The organism is Dactylosporangium sp. CS-047395 (assembly GCF_050942185.1).
Taxonomy (GTDB): Bacteria; Actinomycetota; Actinomycetes; order Mycobacteriales; family Micromonosporaceae; genus Dactylosporangium.
The window spans coordinates 4,276,731-4,294,349 of record NZ_CP192015.1; the positions used below are offsets into that span (position 1 = coordinate 4,276,731).

Consider the following 17,619-nt stretch of genomic DNA (forward strand, 5'->3'; position numbering starts at 1 on the left):
GTCAGCGCAGGTCGGACGCGCGGGTGCCGATCTCCAGGAACTGCACGATGGCGATGATGTCGGCGTTGTAGCCGAAGCCCCGCGCCGCCTCGCCGGCCTTGATGTCCTGGCTCATCGCGTACCCGCGCATGTGCGACGGCAGCACCGAGCTCATCGCGAACAGGCTCCGCGCGTACTCGTCGGGCAGCGCACCGTCGTGATCGGGGAACAGCACCTTCTGCCCACCGGCGTCAGAGATGTGCAGGTTGAACAGCAGCACGTTACCGTCGGAGGAGGCGACCGCCCGCAGCGCCGCCGCGGCCGGCCCGGCGTCACCGTCCGTCGGCATGCCGTCGGTCAGGTTCAGCACCACCGGCGGGAAACAGTCCGGATGCTGCTGTACGAAACGGTCGACCACGTGCCGCGCGTACGTCAGCGCCTGCGTCATCGGCGTCGCCCCGTCCGCGACCGGATCGACCCAGATCGGGAATCGCACCGTCGTCTCGACCAGGCCCCCGGCCCCGTCGGGCACCTTCTTCGTCCGCGGCTCGATGCGCACCGACTGCTCGGCGACCACCGAGATCGGCGCGACGTCCCGCTCGGCGAGACTCCCGGCGAATGCCGTCCCGACCCGGGCCCCGTACCCGATGACCGCGATGTGGAAGTAGTCGCGGACGACCGCCTCCTCCTTCGTGCACCGGATCGTCAACTCCAGCAACAGCCGGTTGAGCGCATCGGCGACGACGTCGGCCTTGCGCTGCCCGCCCTGGCCACCAGGGGCGTCCTCGCCGCCCATCCGGTCGTCCATCGACGCCGACTGGTCGACGAGAAACACGAAGCAGGTCGGGCTGGAGCGGCTGATCTGCGCGGTGTAAGGCATCGGCCCACCCTGCCACGCCAAACCGCGAACGAGCAGCACCTGGCCCTGATCACAGTCCATTCGGTCGATGGATCATGACGAAACGGCTCGGAACGCCTGGACGGTCATGAACGGACCCGTCATCCACTCGTTGAGCCGGCTCACCGGGCCGCCGACGGCCGCCACCTGGTCGTCAGCGGACACTGCCCGCATCGATGCGCCGGCCGTCGGCGACGGTGACGACGATCCGGACCCCGGCCGGCACCTGCCCGTGCAGCGTGTCGACCAGGACGCTGACCGGCGGCAGCGGCTGCGGCGCCAGCACGTCGATGACCGCGGTGTGGGCGGAGATGGTGACCGTCCGGACCTCCGCGCCGGGGACGGGCGCGACCCACTGCGTCGCGGCGGCGATTATCCGGTTGGTCCAGGCATTGACCGTGAGGTTAGCAGCGGTGTTCGCGCCGAGTGGGACGAGCAGGAGCGCCATCAGCAGCGAGATGGTCAGGTAGGCGCGAACCAGGCCGCGCCCCTGCCGCGCGTAGCCGCACCCGGCGAACACCGCCGTGCCGGCCAGGACCAGCGACAGCACGTTGGAGGCGAACAGCACCAGGGCGCCGGCGGCGAGCGCGAGTTCACCCTGGCCGAGGCAGACTCCGGCCACGGCCAGGGGCGGCACGAGCGAGATGGCGACGGCGACGCCAGGCAGCACGTCGCTGACGTCGCGCCGGGACAGGCCTACCGCGCCGGCCATGCCGGTCGCGACCGCGGCGAGCAGGTCGGCGAGGCGCGGCGCGGTGCGCCCGGACACCTGGGTGTTGGCGAGCAGGTTCGTGCCGCTCGGCACCGCGAGGGAGGCGAGGACGCCGATGGCGACGACCACGACGATCCCGCCGGCGACGGCCGCGGCCGCATGCCGCAGCAGGCGCCGGTCGGCGGTCACGATGCCCAGGGCCATGCCCATGATCGGCCGCGACAACGGCGCGATGATCATGGCGCCGATTACGGTCGCGGTCGAGTCGGCCAGGATCCCGGCGGCGGCGATCACCGCCGCGAGGGTCAGCATCGACCAGAACGCCGACCGCTTCGCGGCCCGCTCGCCCCGGTCCAGATCGACCTCATCGGCCAGCTCGGCCATCGTCCGGCGCTGCGCGGCCGGCAGCAGCAGCCGCGACCACCGGCCGCCGGCTCGTCGATCGTCCATGCCGCGCCTCCCCCTGACGTCGCACCGCACGGACCGACTCAGCCTTGCCGACGCCCGCTGCGGGCACCTCACTCCCGGCGGAGGAGCCGCGGATTTCGACAAATCCGGCACGCCGGCGGCGTTGCGGGCGCGTTGCGGTACCGAGGAAGCACCATGATGCGAGCATGGATGCACGCACTGCGGACTTCGTCGACACCTTCAAGACCTTCCTGGAGGAGGTCGTCAGCGAGCACCGCGCCCGTGCCGGCGAGGACGGCGAGCAGCTCGTCCCGATCATCGCGGACCATCTCGGCGCCGACCCGCGGCGGCTGCCGGTCGTGACCGAGAACGTGCCTGCGCACCAGTTCGTCGATCTCGACATCGCGCTCGACGAGGTGCAGCGGCGCGACACGAGCGGCACGGTCGTCGGGGTCGGTGGGGGAGAGCAGCGCCAGCATCATTCGCTCAGCGAGATTCTGCAGCGCGCCGGGCGGTACGGGCAGTTCGAACTCGCCGCCGTCGACTACACCAGCGTCGCGACCGGGCCGGATGCCGCGCGGCAGGCGGTGTCGTTCGGGCTGCGGCTGTTCACGTTCGAGGGTACGCCCGTCGCCGTGCTCCAGCGGCAGCCTGATCAGCGCTTCGGCCGTACCGCTGCGTCCATGGAGATTGTCACCCCGGCCGAGGGCGTCGCCGCGCGGCTCATCGAGGCGGTCGGCACGCTCATGGTGGAGCGCTCCGTGCTGCGCGGGCAGGTGCTGTCGCTGGGCGGCTCGCAGTATGAGCGGGGCATCGGCGAGATCGTCTTCCATCGCCGGCCTGCGCTCGGCGCGGACGACATCATCCTTCCCGAGGGGGTGCTGCACCGCGTGCACCGGCACGTCGCCGGGATCGCCAGCCACCGCGACCGGCTGCGGGCCGCCGGGCAGCATCTCAAGCGCGGACTGCTGCTGTACGGGCCGCCGGGCACCGGAAAGACGCACACGGTGCGGTACCTGCTCTCCGCGCTGCCCGACGTCACCGCGATCCTGCTCGCCGGGCCGGCCATCGCCTACGTCGCCGACGCGGCCAGGATGGCCCGCGCGCTGCAACCCGCGCTCGTCGTGCTCGAGGACTGCGACCTCGTCGCCGAGGCGCGCGAGCTGCACCACGGCCCGCAACCGCTGCTCTTCAGCGTCCTGGAGACCCTCGACGGTCTCGGCGACGACGCCGACGTCGCGTTCCTGCTCACCACCAACCGCGTCAGCGTCCTGGAACCCGCCCTGGCCCAGCGCCCCGGCCGCGTCGACCTCGCGGTGGAGATCCCGCTGCCGGACGAGGATTCCCGCCGTCGGCTGCTGCGGTTGTACGCCCGGAGCCTCCCCTTCACCCCGCCCGCCCTCGACCACGCGGCCGCCCGCGCGTCCGGCGTCACCGCCTCGTTCGTCAAGGAGCTGCTGCGCCGCGCGGTCCTCGTCGCCGCCGAGGCCGGCAGCGACCCGGACGACACCCACCTGGTCACCGCCCTGGACGAGATGCTCTCCCAGGCCGAATCCGTCACTCGGTCCCTGCTCGGCACCGCCCCCTGATGCGAGACGCTCAGTCCGGCCGCAGGCGGCTGCGGTCACCCGGCGAGCACTCACGCCCGGCGACGGCCAAGACCTCGGCGCGTCGGGTGTGTGGCGGCGGCGCGTGTTGGACACGGTCGCCCGCACCCCGCAGGATCCATAGTGGACGGACACGGTGGTGTCGGCAGTCCGATCGCCCGCGATGCACCGTCCCAGCTGACGGTGAACGTGCCCGCTGTCGTCGTCGATCGGGCCGGGGCGCCGTTGTCGTACGCCGTCGCGGTGGCCGTGTGCGGGCCGGTGGACAGGCCCGCAACGCTGCCGGTGTACGGCGCAGAGGTCTCGACGGTGCGCCGGACACCGTCGACGTGGAACTCGACGCGGCTGATCGCCCCCGCCTGGGTCCGGGTCGTCGGCGGACGCGGCGAACGGTACGGCGGTCCCGGCCGCGAAGACCTGGCCCGGAGCCGGCGTGGTCAGGGCGACCACGGGTGCGTTTTGAGGATGTCGATCGAGCCGGAGTGCGGGCTGAACGAGGCGACGCGGGAGTACACCTGGCATCCGGCGGCCGCGTAGGGAGGTCCGGGGAGGGCAGCGGCGACGGCCGTGCTGAGCAGGACGTAGGACGCGGTCAGGGCCGCGAGCCTCGTGAAGGTCTTTACGGCGGCCGTATCCGCTCAAGCGCATGGCGACTGTCGATGCGCTAACGATACCGCGCGAAGGTCTGCGCACAGGAGCGGCCGTGCCGGCGCCTGCGGTTCGCCGCGATCGAGGTGGAAGTTGCACGCCGGCCGCACGCGGGCGCCTCGGGCCGGGCCGCCGCCTCCCGGCGCGGCGACGCCCAGCCACGCGTCGTTCAGGATCGGCGCGAAGTGCCGGACTCCAGCGCGTCGCGGAGGGCGGCGCGTGAGGTGATGCCGAGCTTCGGGAAGATGCGGTGCAGGTGGCCGCCTACGGTGCGGTGTGACAGGTGCAGCTGCTGGCCAATTTGTTTGTTGGTCAGGCCAGTAGCTGCCATCGTGGCGATCTGTCCTTCCTGCGCGGTGAGTGCGACGCTGGTGTCTGGTCCGGTGACATGGATGGTTCCGGTGGCGCGCAGCTCGTTGTGGGCGCGGGTTGCCCAGGGCTGGGCGCCGAGTCGGTCGAGGGTGTCCAGCGCCGCACGCAAGTGGAGCCGGGCACGGGTGGTATCCCGGGTGCGGCGGAGCCGTTGTCCGTAGGCGAGTTGGATGCGGGCCTGTTCGAACGGCCAGCGGTCAGCCTCGGGCAGGGCCAGGGCGGCCTCGAACAACGGACCGGCGTGTTCGTCGTCCGCGGCCAGGGCCGCGGCTCCAGTGGTGATCAACGCGGTGTGGGTGGAGATGCGGTCGATGCCGGCCTGCCAGGCGGCGGCGACGTGCGTGCGTGCCTCGTCCGTGCGTCCGGTACGCACGGCCGCCTCGACCAGGTCCAGCAGTGTCCAGCGGCCCGGGACGCCGAGATTGGGCGCGTCGGCCGGGTTGACCCGCAACGCATGCGCGTACGCCGCCTCGTAGTCGCCCTGACCTAGAGCCACGAGGGCGCGAGTGTGCCCGGCGCACTCCTGCGTCATCCCGACCCGCCGCGGCGCCGCCCAGGTCGTGATCTCATCGAGGGTCTTTGCGAGCTGGACGTGCCCGCGACCAGCGGCGATGTACGCCAGGTGCACTCGATGCTGGCCCTCGAGCAGGTGGTAGCCGTGCGCTGCGGCTAGGTCGAGCCCCTCCCGCGCCAGCTCCTCGGCCTCGTTCCACTCCCCGCGGTGATACGAGTCGAGGCACAGCAGCAGCAATCCGGCAACGACCATGGTGATAGCACCGTCGTCGCGTTCGTGTTCGACCATGCGCCGGACCAGGTACCGGTAGTCGGACAGGGCATCAACCGCGATGGCCGCGTACGCCAGGGGCAGCACCTGCCAGGGTGCCGCGTCAGTGGGCAGCGCCGCAAACGAGCGGGCCAGGCCCTCGCGGACCGTGTCGGCGGTGTGAGCGGGGTCCACAAACGCGTCGTAGCACTGCTGGAAAGGGGCGACGGTCTCGGGGGCGAACCGTTCCATTGCGGCGTTGAGCAGCTCCCACGGCTTTGGTCGCGCGCCGTAGACGCCGACGAGCAGTAGTGTGAACAGGATTCCGTAGGCGTCCCAGTCGTTGGTCCGGGGGGCGTCGCCGACGTAGTCCAGCGCCCGTGCCAGCAACTGGTTGGCCGCGTCGACGTCGCCCTCGACCGCCGTCAGCAGGTATGCCGTCACAGCGAAGACCAGCCCGGTCGGAGAGTCCGGTGCCTGCCCGGCGGCGGCCAACAACCGCGGTACGTCGTCGAACTGACCCGTCATACTAGCCAGGAACGCCGCCTCGACCAGCCGCCGGCACCGATCGGCCGGATGCGGGCTCAGCTCGCCGGCCCGCACCAGCGCGGCCACCACGGCGGAGGTGGAGGCGACGTGCAGTTGGTCGCTGACGGCGGCGCGGCCCAATGCTTGCGTCGCCGCGCCGGACAGGGCGCCGTGCTGCCAGCTGACAAGAGCGGCATCCTCGAGCGTGCGAGCCACGGCCTCGTCCGGCTCGATTGCGGCCGCGGCCAGATGGAACGCCCGCCGGGACGGGTCCTCGGTCAAGGCCGCGGCGAGAGCTAGGTGCGCCGCGCGGCGCTGACCTTCCGAGGACAGTTGTGCTATCGCCGAGCGGAGCAGCGGATAGCACACCGCCACGACGTTGGTGGTCACGCGGACCAGGTTCGACGCGATCGCTGGAGCGAGGTCGTCAAGGACCATGCAACCCGATGCGGCGGCTCGGATGGTGGCCAGGCCAGCATCGGCTTCCAGCGCGATCAGCAGCAGCAGCTCTCGCGTTGGTGCCGGCAGTGGCCGGAGCTGGTCGGCGAAGGAGGCCCTCAGCCGCTTGTTCAACGGCAGGAACGCAGGGAGCCTGTCCTGGCCACGGCGCTGCCGGTCGGTGAGCGACGCGGGCAGTTCCTCCAGCGCGAGCGGGATGCCGGCCGACTCGGCCAGCAGCCGCCGGCGCACCTGCGATGCCAGGCCCGGGTGCCGGGTATCCAACAGCGCGGCGGCCGGCTGCTGTGCCAGGGGCCCGACGTGCCGCTCGGGCAACCCGACTTGATCGAAGATGCCGCCTGTGGCAGTGCGCGCGGCGACGAGCAATCTGATCGCTCCGCTGCCAATCCGGCGGACGCAGAACCCCAGGATCGTCGCGCTTTCACGGTCGATCCAAGGCACATCGTCGATCAGGACTAGCATCGGACGCTCGGCAGCGGCCGCGCGCAGCAGGGCGAGCACGGCCGTCGCGAGGACCAACCGATCCGATGAGGAGCCTGGTATGAGTCCGAGGATCTGGGCAAGAACGTCGCGGTGATGCCCGGCGAGGCGATCGAGGCGGTCACTCAGCGGGGAGATCAGCTGGTGCAACGCCGAGTAGTCGATCCCGGCCTCGAACCGCGCCCCGGTTGCACGCAGCACCCACATCTCGGACGCCTCCGCCCGCGACGCGGCAACATCGAGTAGTGCGGTCTTCCCGGCGCCGGCGTCGCCGCGCAGTAGAACGCCCGGGCCGATGCTGCTGCGCCCGGTGAGCAATGCGTCGATCAACTCCAGCTCGTCGGCGCGGCCCAGCAGATCGACCACAGGCCGTGAGCGTCCCGGACGCCCGATGTCCGCATGCTCGTCGACGGGGCCCTGATCGACGAGCGGGGGACCGTTGGCACCGATCACCGCACGAATCCCGTCTCCTCAGGCCTGACTGTTGTACCCAATGGTGCCACGAGACCACGGCGAACGGCACACCTGAGTTCCCCGGTTCAACGGAGCTTCCTCCCCGTGGATCGGTCGACGATCATGGGGAGGAAGCTCCGTGGCCGTACCGGAGCAGTACCCCGACGAGCTCAGAGCGCGTGCTGTGCGCCTGTATCGCGAGTCGGTCCCGAAGCCGACGATCCGGCGCCTGGCTGAGCAGTTGGGCGTGCCACGCGGCGCTGCGTAACTGGCGTAACTGGATCCAGCAGGCCGAAGCCGACGCCGGTGAACGTTACGATTGGCCGACCACGGAGATGGCCCAGCAGAACTGCCGGCTGCGTGACCACTTCACGGTCGGGCTCCTGCTACGGGTCCGCAACATCGCGGGTCGATCTCCCACCAGTGGGTGAAACAAGCACACCGCAGCGCCCGAACTGCTCAACCGCAACTTCACCGCGGCGCGACCGAACCGGCTCTGCTTCGCCGACGCTGCCCGCAATTCCGTGTGGCGAGTGTGTGTTCTGGCTGGCCGCCGTCCGGGACGTGTTCTCTCGCCGGACTCTCGGGTGGAAAACCTCGGACCGGTGTGACACCGATCTGATCCTGGCCGCGCTCGAGCCGCTCGATCACGCGGGCAGTGACCTCGTCGGGGGTTCCCGTGCCGTCGACGCTGATCAGGATGCCCCGCGCCGCGTAGCCGTCCACCACGGGCTGCGTCACCTCGTGGTAGAGCTTCAGGCGCCGGCGGATCACCCGCTCGGTGTCGTCGGCGCGATGCTCGGCGACGGCCCTGGCGAGCGTACGGCGTACCGCTTCCTCGTCGTCGACGCGCAGGTGCAGCACGGCGTGGGCGGGCATCCCCAGCTCGGCCGCGATCCGGTGCGCCGCGCGGGCTTGCGGCCGGGTGCGCGGGTAGCCGTCGAGGACGTACCCGATGCCAGCGGCTTTGGCATCGGCCATCGCCTCGCCCACCATGTCGCGCACGATCGGATCCGGCACCAGTGCCCCCGCGTCCATGCTGGCGCGCACGGCCTTGCCAAGCGGCGTGTCCCGCCGCACATGGTCGCGCAGCAGCTCGCCGGTGGTGATGTGCGGTACGCCGAAATGCCCGGCGATCCGGGCAGCCTGGGTGCCCTTCCCGGCCCCAGGTGGCGCGATCAACAACAGCCGCATAGTCGGTCCCTTCTCCTGTGCCGTGCACCAGATGCGGTGCCTTTGGAAATCATGCTGCGGCCACCGCCGGCCGACATGCGTCAGATGACTTCTCGGGCGCGTTTCATGGTCCGTTCAGAGCCATTGGCTGATGATGGCGATGGTGAAGTCGGCCTGGTGGCGGACGGCGAGTCGTATGGGGTGATGATGCCGCGTTGGCGTTCGAGGGAGCTGACACCGCACGTGACGGCGTGGCGTTGCAAGCAGAGGACCGGTGCGGGCTGTCGCCGCGATGCCTAGCCGTCAGCAACACCGACAACGCCGTGCGGCCCTGCTACGCAGGCCAGGTGCACGTTCGTGGTTCGCCCACCCCTCAACCGGCCCAGCGCATGATCGCCGGGCTCGGCGTCCACACCGCCGGTGACTTCCGCTGCCCGGCACCGTCTCCGCGGGCACCGGCCGCATGCTGATGCACCTGGACACTGGTCGAGTCAACGCTGACATCCCACCGGATCCGGCCAGCCGCGTCGGCGTGTGCCTGCAACCCGGTCAGCACTGCCTGCCACGTCCCATCACGCTGCGACGTGCGGAACAGCCGGTACAACGTCTGCCACGGCGCATACACCGCGGGCACATCCCGCCACGCGAGCCCGCCCGCATCCGCCACCGGGTCCCGTCGGTCAACTGGCGTTTGCACCTCTTCAGCGGCCGCCCACGCACCGACACCGCAGGAAGCACCACCGGCCAGGACCGCCCACTGCGCGTCGGTGAGATCGTGCCGCTTCGTCACCGCTACGCTGGCCACGAGGTTTCCGCATGAAGGTTTGCTTGGTCGCTAACCCAGTTACCGGAGGCCTCGCTCCCTATCGACCACCGCCACACCGACGAACAGACGGGCTGACCAAACACCCCTTAGCTTGGGGTTTACTTGTTGATCTTTGGTGTCGGGCCCGGCTGATCATGGTGGGGGGCGGCGCCGTACTCGTACGCCTCCTACGCCAAGATCTGCTCGGAGCTCGCCGGCCAGTTGACGAGCGTCAAGAAGGTCTGACGTCGCCGTCCACCCGCCCGCTCGGGTTTCGGAAGGTTCAGCTCGCGATGGCGGCTGCCGATAGTGCGGGTGGAGTTCGAGCGGGGGAGTGGCACATGCGATGGAGCATCGGCCGGCGGCTGGCAACCCTGGGCGCCCTCGGCGTCCTGGCGACGCTGGTCGTCGGCGGCATCGGTTTCGTCCAGGCCGGCCGGGCGGCTGACCAGTCGGCGACCGCGCTCGCGGTGGCCGAGACCCGGGCCACGGTGCTGGACGCGCAGCACACGGTCGCGGTCGTCTACGCCGACGCCAACATCCTCGCCCACGCCGGTGATCCGGCCGGGCGGGCGCCGGTCGTGGACGAGCTGCGGGAGCACGCGGGCGAGCTGCGGGAGCACGCCGAGGAGCTGCGGGCCGCGCATGTGGACGCCGCGACCGACCGGCAGCTGGCGACCGCGTTCCTTCCCGCGATCGACAAGGTGCTGGCCAGTGCCGCCACGATCGTGGCCGCGGACGGCGTCGTCGCGCCGGCCGCGCTCGACGAGGTCAACGCCGAGTGGGGGACGTTCGACGGGGCGAGCGACGAGCTCGGTGGGGTCGTCGACGCAGCCGCCGCCCGGGAGAGCTCGGCGGCGCAGCAGCGGTCGCGGCAGACCCGCCTGAGCATCCTGGTCGTGGCCGCACTGGTGCTGCTGACCGTCGCGGCGGCGACCGTCGTGGTGGCCCGGGTGATCGGCGGGTCGGTGACGCGGACGAAGCGGGTGCTGCAGCAGGTCGCGGCCGGCGACTTCACCGGCCGGCTGCCGGTCCGGGGTCGCGACGACCTAGCTGACATGGGCATCGCGGTGAACAGCACGATCGACTTGGTGGGGGCTGCCTTGCACCGGATGGCCGGCGAGGCCGAGCGGCTGCAGGACGCCTCCCGGCGGCTGACCCAGGTGAGCGACACGCTGACCGGGCGGGCGACTCAGGCGGCGGCGGATGCGACCGCGGCGCAGGAGCGGGTGACCCAGATCGGCGACGGCGTTCGATCGGTCGCCGAGGGCAGTGACCGGTTGCAGTCCGCGATCGCCGAGATCACCCGCAGCGCGCACGACGCGACCGGCATCGTGGGGGAGGCGGTCGCGCACGCCGAGGGGGCCAACGCCACCATCACCGAGCTCGCGCAGTCCTCGGCCCGGATCGGCGAGGTCGCCCGGGTGATCACCACGATCGCCGAGCAGACCAACCTCCTGGCGCTCAACGCGACCATCGAGGCGGCCCGGGCCGGTGAGCAGGGCAAGGGCTTCGCCGTGGTCGCGGGCGAGGTCAAGGAGCTGGCCAACCAGACGGCGCAGGCCACTGAGGACATCGGGCAGCGGCTCGCGGCGATCCAGCACGACAGTGCTGGCGCAGCCGACGCGCTGGCGCTGGTGGCCGGGACGATCGAGCGGATCGCCGCGTCCCAGCACGCGATCACCACGGCGGTGGGGGAGCAGGACGGCATCCGGGACCGGATCCGCGGCGATGCGCTGCGGGCCGGCGACGGTACCGCCGATGCCACGGCCCGGATCGCGACGGTGCGGCAGGCGTCGGACGAGACGAGTGCGGCGGCCGCGGACACCAAGGCCGCGGCCGCCGACCTGGCCGGCATGGCGAGCGGCCTGCGGGAGACGGTCAGCGGCTTCCGGCTGCCGAACGGCCGGCCCCCGATCGAGGGCCGGCCGTCCATCAATGCGGCTACCGGTGGTTCGTCACGGTCAGCGGTGTAGTGACCACGGTTGTGCCGGGCACGATCGGGCTGGTCATCGACGTCTTGGCCGACGTGGAGCCGGGCAGGATGCCGATCATGGTGTAGCTGTATGAGACCGAGGCGCCCGGCACCGGAGTGGTGCTGGTCACCACGAGGTCCCCGGCGGGCAGGGTACCGACCGGCAGCTGGCTGCCGCCGGTGCCGGAGATGTTCTCCGCGCCGATCCGGAAGGGCTGGCCGCCCGGGAGGGCCAGGGTGGCCGGGTCGTAGGTGAAGGAAATGTCCTGCACCCCGTTGCCGCCGAGCCAGACCTGGAACTTGCGGACGCTGGTCGTGCCAAACACGTTGACCCGCCACTCGACGACGGTCCAGCTGTTGACACCGTCGCTGAGCACGTTGACCATGAGGCCCTCCGCGCCTGCACCGTTCAGGTCGGTCCAGAACGGGGCCAGGATGTTGTTCGGCGGGGCCGGGTTGGGGATGTCCGGGATGGTGCAGCACTCGTTGTCGGTCGAGGCGCCGCTGCCGCCCGGGATCAGGTAGCCGTTGCTGTCCACCGAGATCGAGCTGTAGGTGATCCCGTTGTACAGGAACGGCGGGACGGTGTACTGCTGCTGCTCTTCGTCACCGACTGGGGTCATGATCGTGCCGCCGAACTGGTCGAGGGGCAGGTAGCCGGCTGGGCTGGCGCCGGGCGCGACGTTGGGCGTGCCGGGGACGGCGCCGGTGAGGGCGACGCCCTTCTTCTCCACCTGGAGCGCGTTCTTCACCGTAGCCCTGTTCGCGGACACGACCAGGGTGTTAAGGCCGGTCGGGCCGCTGACGAAGTCGGCGGTGGTGTCGGTGAACGTGGTGTTGGCGGCGGTGACCGTGCACGTGGTCGTGGCGAGCCAGTTCACTGTCGTCGGGGTGCAGGACTGGGCCAGGCTGATCCCGCCCTGCTTGGGCACGAACGCGACCGGCAGGTGCAGCGTCGGCAGCGAGCCGCCGACCGGCACCAGTCGCACCTGGCCGAAGTACTGCCCGGCTGGCGCGTTCGACTTGATGGTGACCTTCAGCGTGACCGTGGCGCCCGCCTTGACCGTGAACAGTGGCGGCGAGACGGTGATGGAGCTGTTGGCCGGGGCCGTGGTCTCTGTGCGGTACGTCTGCGCCCGGCCTGAGACGTTCTTCGCGGTCCGGGTCACCGTGAGCGCACCCGGCATGACCGGGGCGCCGATCGCGGGCGTGTTGAGCTGGACGCCGCTGACCGGGTCGTTGCCGAGGTCGTACATGCGCTCCGCGGTCTCGTCGAACGTGAGACCGGGGTTCGCCGCCCGGTTGACCTGAACCCGTCCGGCCCCGAAGTCGAACGGGTCCGCCGGCGTATGACCGTCCTCCTTGACCACCGAGGTGGTCGCGGTGGTCATGAGCGCCGACTTGATCTGCCCCGGGGTCCAGTCCGGGTGCAGGGCCCGCTGCAGAATGGCCGAGCCGGCGATGTGCGGCGAGGCCATCGAGGTGCCGGCGATGGCCTGGTAGTACTGCCCGGACGGGCCGCTGGCGACCTCGTCCGGGGTGGGCGTGTTGCCGGCCAGGATCTGCACGCCGGGCGCGGTGATGTCGGGCTTGATGAACTGGTCGCCCGGGCCGCGCGAGGAGAACGCGGCCATGATGTCGCCCGGGCCCTGCTGCTTCTGGCCCGCGGTGAACGTGGCCGTGAGCACCGGGTGGGCGGCCACGTACGCGAGGAACGCCGTGCCGTCGGCCAGGTGCACCGCCGGCAGGAAGTGGTTGTCGGTCTCGGTGTCAGCCAGCGTCGAGTTATACAGGATCATGCCCGCCGCGTCGCCCTGCTTTACGTTGAATCCCTTCTGCACCCGGCCGACCGCCGCACCGTTTACCGTGCCGCCACGCTGGCAGATCACGATCTTCCCGGCGAACAGGCCGGGCGGAGCAGGGTGCGCGCACAGGATGTCGCTGTACGGCGCGGCCGCCGCCGAAACCACCGGCGCCGGCCCGGCGGCAGCCGTGATCGACGAGCCGGTGAACGTCGCCGACGTGCCGTCACTGGACGCGACGGTCAGCGTCGAGTCGAACTCCCGCTTCTGGGTCGCCGCCGCCACCGTGGTCACCCACGGGCTGACGTGGTCGGTCGTGGCCGCACCAGGGCCGGAGTTGCCGGCCGACGCCGCCACGAACACCCCGGCCGCATAGGCGTCGAGAAACGCCAGCTCGACGGGGTCGGTGTACGGGCTGGACCCGCCGCTGATCGAGAAGTTGATGACCGTGACGCCGTCCAGGATGGCCTGCTGGACGGCGGCCGCCGAGTCGCTGCCATAGCAGCCGTTGACGCCGCACACCTTGTATACCGAGACCCAAGCGCCCGGCGCGATGCCGTTGATCGGCCCGCGGTCCACGCCGAAGACCGGCGCCGAGGCGACCGGGTCGCCGGCCGCGGTGGAGGCGGTGTGTGTCCCGTGCCCGCCCGAGTCCCGCGCGGTGGAGTAAACCTCGGGCGGGTTGTTGGCGTTGTAGGTGGCCATGAACGGCTGACCGCCGATGAGCTTGTGGTTGCACACGAACACATCGCTCGCCGGGGTCAGCGGGTTGTCGCCGAAGTCGCAGGTCCGCGCCGTGCCGTCGGCCTTGGCCGGCGGGGCGCCGAGGTTGCCGTTGTCGGCGAACGACGGGTGCTCCGGCCAGACGCCGGTGTCGAGCGACCCGAAGATGACGCCCTTGCCGGCGTTCGGGGCGCCATCCAGCTGCGGGTAGACGGCTGCCGCGCCGATGAAGTCTGCGCTGGCGTCGGTCTGCGCCTGGTTCAGCGCGTCTTTCTGCACCGCGACGACGCCCGGCACGGCCAGGATCTTGCTGACCGTGTTCGCCGGGACGGTCAGCGCAACGCCGCCGTAGACGGTGCGCAGGCGCTGGCCGACCTTGGCGTTCGGCACCTGCTTGCCGACGTCGCCGAGCACCTTGGTTTCGATGCCGGCGATGCGCTGCTCGTAGCGTTGCTCCGACTGACCCCTCGACAGGGGCTTGCCGGTCACGGACGGGCTGGTGGCCGCGTACCCGGCGACGTTGCCGTCGTAGGTGGCGACCGAGTCGTAGTCGAGTTTGACCACGACCGAGATCGGCATGGAGTCGGTGCGATTCAGCAGCGTCGGGTCGGTCTTGGCCATCTTGCTGGTCGTCGTCTTGGCCGAGGTCGTTGCGCCCGTGGGCGTCAGCGACTTGACCAGGCTGAACTTGCCGGTGCCGGCCGGAGCCGCCCCGGCGGGGCCGGTCGGGCCCACGACCAGCAGGGGCAGGACCGCCGCCGTAACGGCCGTCGCGGCTGCCCACCTCCGTCGATTCATACGTCCCTCTTTCGGGCATGCCGGAGCACCGCGACCGGCAGTGTCCGGCCGTGGGGCTTCGAGGTGGTCTGCGCCAGCGCGGCTATTGCCGCTGTACGGCCGCCGCGCTGGTGCTCAACATGCCACGCGCGGGACCGGTGAGAAAGCGGCTCATGTCCCAGGTGGATCGAGGTAGGGCAATGGCGAGGGGCATGATCAACACATGTTGACTTGCGAATTCATGCAAGAGACGGCCGTCGTGCACGTCTGCTCGGGACGCGGGCAACGATGAGGCGGCAGACCAGGTAGATGGCGAACGAGATGGTGGTGATGACGTACGGGCTGATCGGGAGCTGCCGCCGAGGGCCAGGAGCATACCGCCGACCGTCGAGCCGATCGCGAAGACGACGCTGAGCAGGGTGACGACCGCAGGTGTGGCGCTGACCCGCATAGCCGCGGCGGCGGGGGCGACGAGGATGCTGAGCACGAGCAGCGCCCCGACGATCTGGACCGACATCGCCACCGCGAGGCCGAGCAGCAGCATGAACAGCGACAACAACAGGCCGACCGGGACGCCACGGGCGGCGGCGAGGTCGGAATCGTTGCTGGCGAAGCTCAGCGGCCGCCACATCAAGGTCAGGCCGAGCAGCACGATCGCGCGGTGCCGATCAGCCAGGTCAGCTGGGGCGTATCCAGCGCGACAATCTGGCCCGTGAGCAGGCCGAACTTGTTCGCAGCCCGACCCTTATAGAGCGCCAAGAACAGCACGCCGAGGCCGAGGCCGAAGGGCAGCAGCACCCCGATGATCGAGTTGCGGTCGCGGGCGCGGCTGCCCAAGGCGCCGATCACGAGGGCGGCGAGGATCGGACCGGCCAGGGAGCCGGCCACGACGTTCGCGCCGAGCAGCGGGGGAGCGTCCGCAGGTCGAGGCTGTGCCGGACGAGGGTCTCGTTGTGCCCGGTCGACCACCACCGCGTGCCGTCGCGGCCCAGCACCTGCCCGGCCTCATCGGTCACCAGCACTAGTGTCCTGCGTCAAAAGTTCGTCGGTTAAGTGTGAGTAGGATGGTGGGATGCCGAGGACCGGGCGTCCCACTACCCCGCTGGTGCTGACTGATGAAGAGCGATCCGTGCTGGTTCGGTGGTCGCGGCGGGCGAAGACGGCGCAGGTGCTTGCGATGCGGGCGCGGATTGTCCTGGCGTGTGCTGAAGGTGCCTCGAACGCCGACGTGGCAACGAATTTGGGCGTGCATCCGGACACGGTCAGCAAGTGGCGCCGGCGGTTCGTGGCGATCCGCCTCGATGGGTTGATTGATGAGCAGCGGCCGGGGCGGCCGCCGTCGATCGGCCTTGACCGGATCGAACAGGTTGTGGTGACGACGTTGGAGCAGACGCCGCGCAACGCCACGCACTGGTCGCGTAAGTCGATGGCGGAACGGTCCGGGATGTCGAAGTCCACGGTCGGCAGGATCTGGCGGGACTTCGGATTGAAGCCGCACCTGGCGGAGACGTTCAAGCTGTCCACCGATCCGCAGTTCATCGAGAAGGTCGTCGACGTCGTCGGCTTGTATCACAACCCGCCGGAGCGGGCGGTCGTGCTGTGTGTCGATGAAAAGTCCCAGATCCAAGCTCTCGAGCGGTCCCAGCCCGTGCTGCCGATGATGCCCGGCATGCCCGAGCGGCGCACCCACGACTACCACCGCAACGGGATCACCAGCCTGTTCGCCGCGTTCAACATCGCCGACGGCACCGTGATCAGCGAACTGCACCGCCAGCACCGGGCCGCGGAGTTCAAGAAGTTCCTGACCACCATCAACAAGACCGTGCCCGCCGATCTGGACGTGCACCTGGTCTGCGACAACTACGGCACGCACAAGACCCCGCAGATCCGCGCCTGGCTCGCCCGGCACCCCCGCTTCCACATGCACTTCACCCCGACCGGCTCATCCTGGATCAACCAGGTCGAACGGTGGTTCGGGTTCCTCACCGAGCAGAAGATCCGCCGCGGCACCCACAAGAGCGTGCAGTCACTCGAAGCAGACATCCGATCGTGGATCACCGACTGGAACAGCAATCCACGACCGTTCATCTGGACCAAGACCGCCGAAGAGATCCTCGAGTCACTCGCACGATTTTGCCGACGAATTTCTGACGCGGGACACTAGCCGGCCGTCGGTGAGATCATAGTCGAGCCGATCCGAGCGCTGCGCGTGGTCCGCTGCAGCGCCGTCAAGGCACGGACGCAGACAGTCAATCAGGTCAAGGCGCTCCTGGTGACAGCACCAGAACAGGTCAGAGAACAGCTGCGTGCGCTCAGCCTCGCGGCACTCATTCGCGCCTGTTCTCGTTTCCGGCCGGGGCCCACACTCGCCGACCCCGCTACCGTGACGAAGGTGGCGATGCGCTCGCTCGCCGCTACGAGAGGTTGAACGGTGAGATCCGCAAGGCCGACAAGGCACTGGGCGAGCTGGTCGCCGAGGCCGCACCTGCACTGCTCGAGCTGCCGGGCGTTAGCATCGAGGTCGCCGGCCAGCTGCTTGTCACCGCCGCGACAACCCGGGCCGCCTACGATCCGACGGCGCCCTCGCTCATCTATGTGGTGTCGCTCCACTGCCAGCAAGCTCCAGCCGCACCGACCGAGACCGGCTCAACGAGGCAGTGACCGCGCAGCCAAAAACGCTCTGCACACCGTGGTGCTCAGCATGCTGTGCCATCACGAACCGACTCAGAACTACGCCCAACGCCGACGAGCGCAGGGATTGAGCTCCCGAGAGGTCATCCGGTGCATGAAGCGATACGCCGCCCGTCAGGTCCATCAAACCTCAAACGGCTTGACACTCCTTAGGAGCATCCCCCGGGGCGGATCGGCGGATCCGAGGAAAAGGGGACCTGAGCGCTGCGTACCTGCACGATGCGCGGGACGAGGTCGGTGACCTCGGCGAGGGTCAGGCCCAGCGCCTTCCGGCCGCACCCCTGACCGCCGCCGAAGCGGAACCGGCGCGAGGTGGCTCCGCCACCCAGCGCCCGACCCGCCTCAATCAGCAAGACCATTGCAGGC

Annotated in this window: 14 protein-coding genes and 1 pseudogene; 5 read left to right on the forward strand and 10 right to left on the reverse strand. The window is 70.2% G+C overall.

What is annotated here, in order from left to right; translation table 11 throughout:
- Position 1 precedes the first annotated feature (1 nt).
- The gene (locus tag ACQP00_RS20050; RefSeq protein WP_433221233.1) at positions 2–859 is read right to left on the reverse strand and encodes a hypothetical protein; all 858 of its coding nucleotides are present in this window, start codon (positions 857–859) and stop codon (positions 2–4) included.
- A gap of 172 nt (positions 860–1,031) precedes the next feature.
- Positions 1,032–2,039 (reverse strand): TIGR00341 family protein, encoded by a 1,008-nt coding sequence (locus ACQP00_RS20055; protein WP_433221235.1) that lies wholly within the window; start codon positions 2,037–2,039, stop codon positions 1,032–1,034.
- 164 nt (positions 2,040–2,203) lie between these two features.
- Here ACQP00_RS20055 and ACQP00_RS20060 point away from each other — a divergent pair, with 164 nt between their 5' ends.
- Both ACQP00_RS20060 and ACQP00_RS20065 read left to right on the forward strand, forming a co-directional pair.
- Complete coding sequence (locus tag ACQP00_RS20060; protein ID WP_433221237.1) at positions 2,204–3,586, forward strand: AAA family ATPase; 1,383 nt, start codon at positions 2,204–2,206, stop codon at positions 3,584–3,586.
- A 207-nt stretch (positions 3,587–3,793) separates the two neighbouring features.
- Positions 3,794–4,141 (forward strand): hypothetical protein, encoded by a 348-nt coding sequence (locus ACQP00_RS20065; RefSeq protein ID WP_433221239.1) that lies wholly within the window; start codon positions 3,794–3,796, stop codon positions 4,139–4,141.
- A 280-nt stretch (positions 4,142–4,421) separates the two neighbouring features.
- Here the strand turns inward: ACQP00_RS20065 and ACQP00_RS20070 are convergent, their stop codons facing one another.
- The 3 genes and pseudogenes from ACQP00_RS20070 to ACQP00_RS20080 form a co-directional block, all read right to left on the reverse strand.
- Positions 4,422–7,220: an AAA family ATPase gene (locus ACQP00_RS20070; protein ID WP_433221241.1), complete on the reverse strand. Its 2,799-nt coding sequence runs from the start codon at positions 7,218–7,220 to the stop codon at positions 4,422–4,424.
- Between the two features lie 558 nt (positions 7,221–7,778).
- On the reverse strand, positions 7,779–8,501 hold the full coding sequence (locus tag ACQP00_RS20075) for an adenylate kinase (protein ID WP_433221243.1): 723 nt from the start codon (positions 8,499–8,501) through the stop codon (positions 7,779–7,781).
- A gap of 256 nt (positions 8,502–8,757) precedes the next feature.
- Positions 8,758–9,285, reverse strand: a pseudogene (locus tag ACQP00_RS20080) (transposase); the annotation flags it as partial.
- A 341-nt stretch (positions 9,286–9,626) separates the two neighbouring features.
- On the opposite strand from ACQP00_RS20080, the gene ACQP00_RS20085 reads away from it, so the two are divergent.
- Positions 9,627–11,261 carry a methyl-accepting chemotaxis protein gene (locus tag ACQP00_RS20085; protein WP_433221245.1) on the forward strand — a complete coding sequence of 545 codons (1,635 nt, stop codon included), beginning with the start codon at positions 9,627–9,629 and terminating at the stop codon, positions 11,259–11,261.
- Here the strand turns inward: ACQP00_RS20085 and ACQP00_RS20090 are convergent.
- From ACQP00_RS20090 to ACQP00_RS20105, 4 genes are all read right to left on the reverse strand, one after another.
- Entirely contained in the window at positions 11,230–14,583 is a 3,354-nt protein-coding gene (locus ACQP00_RS20090; RefSeq protein WP_433221247.1) for a S8 family serine peptidase, read from the reverse strand. The two genes, ACQP00_RS20085 and ACQP00_RS20090, sit on opposite strands and share 32 nt — an antisense overlap.
- An 82-nt stretch (positions 14,584–14,665) precedes the next feature.
- Positions 14,666–15,214, reverse strand: coding sequence for a metal ABC transporter permease (locus ACQP00_RS20095; protein ID WP_433221249.1), 549 nt, complete (start codon positions 15,212–15,214; stop codon positions 14,666–14,668).
- On the reverse strand, positions 15,199–15,411 hold the full coding sequence (locus ACQP00_RS20100) for a hypothetical protein (RefSeq protein WP_433221251.1): 213 nt from the start codon (positions 15,409–15,411) through the stop codon (positions 15,199–15,201). The genes ACQP00_RS20095 and ACQP00_RS20100 overlap by 16 nt, the downstream gene beginning before the upstream one ends.
- Complete coding sequence (locus ACQP00_RS20105) at positions 15,408–15,578, reverse strand: hypothetical protein (protein ID WP_433221253.1); 171 nt, start codon at positions 15,576–15,578, stop codon at positions 15,408–15,410. The genes ACQP00_RS20100 and ACQP00_RS20105 overlap by 4 nt, the downstream gene beginning before the upstream one ends.
- A 56-nt stretch (positions 15,579–15,634) precedes the next feature.
- Between ACQP00_RS20105 and ACQP00_RS20110 the strand changes: the two genes are divergently transcribed.
- Positions 15,635–16,726, forward strand: a complete 1,092-nt coding sequence (locus ACQP00_RS20110; RefSeq protein ID WP_433221255.1) for an IS630 family transposase — start codon at positions 15,635–15,637, stop codon at positions 16,724–16,726.
- Between the two features lie 260 nt (positions 16,727–16,986).
- The gene (locus tag ACQP00_RS20115; RefSeq protein ID WP_433221257.1) at positions 16,987–17,223 is read left to right on the forward strand and encodes a hypothetical protein; all 237 of its coding nucleotides are present in this window, start codon (positions 16,987–16,989) and stop codon (positions 17,221–17,223) included.
- A 179-nt stretch (positions 17,224–17,402) separates the two neighbouring features.
- Here ACQP00_RS20115 and ACQP00_RS20120 read toward each other — a convergent pair whose 3' ends face one another.
- Entirely contained in the window at positions 17,403–17,612 is a 210-nt protein-coding gene (locus ACQP00_RS20120) for a hypothetical protein (protein ID WP_433221259.1), read from the reverse strand.
- Between the last annotated feature and the right edge of the window lie 7 nt (positions 17,613–17,619).

What these genes read in the sequence shown, in the direction of transcription:
- ACQP00_RS20055 (WP_433221235.1), bottom strand. Translation starts at nt 2,039, where the DNA reads ATGGACGATCGACGAGCCGGCGGCCGGTGGTCGCGGCTGCTGCTGCCG.
- ACQP00_RS20110 (WP_433221255.1), top strand. Translation starts at nt 15,635, where the DNA reads ATGCCGAGGACCGGGCGTCCCACTACCCCGCTGGTGCTGACTGATGAA.
- ACQP00_RS20085 (WP_433221245.1), top strand. Translation starts at nt 9,627, where the DNA reads ATGCGATGGAGCATCGGCCGGCGGCTGGCAACCCTGGGCGCCCTCGGC.
- ACQP00_RS20075 (WP_433221243.1), bottom strand. Translation starts at nt 8,501, where the DNA reads ATGCGGCTGTTGTTGATCGCGCCACCTGGGGCCGGGAAGGGCACCCAG.
- ACQP00_RS20060 (WP_433221237.1), top strand. Translation starts at nt 2,204, where the DNA reads ATGGATGCACGCACTGCGGACTTCGTCGACACCTTCAAGACCTTCCTG.
- ACQP00_RS20050 (WP_433221233.1), bottom strand. Translation starts at nt 859, where the DNA reads ATGCCTTACACCGCGCAGATCAGCCGCTCCAGCCCGACCTGCTTCGTG.
- ACQP00_RS20120 (WP_433221259.1), bottom strand. Translation starts at nt 17,612, where the DNA reads ATGGTCTTGCTGATTGAGGCGGGTCGGGCGCTGGGTGGCGGAGCCACC.
- ACQP00_RS20090 (WP_433221247.1), bottom strand. Translation starts at nt 14,583, where the DNA reads ATGAATCGACGGAGGTGGGCAGCCGCGACGGCCGTTACGGCGGCGGTC.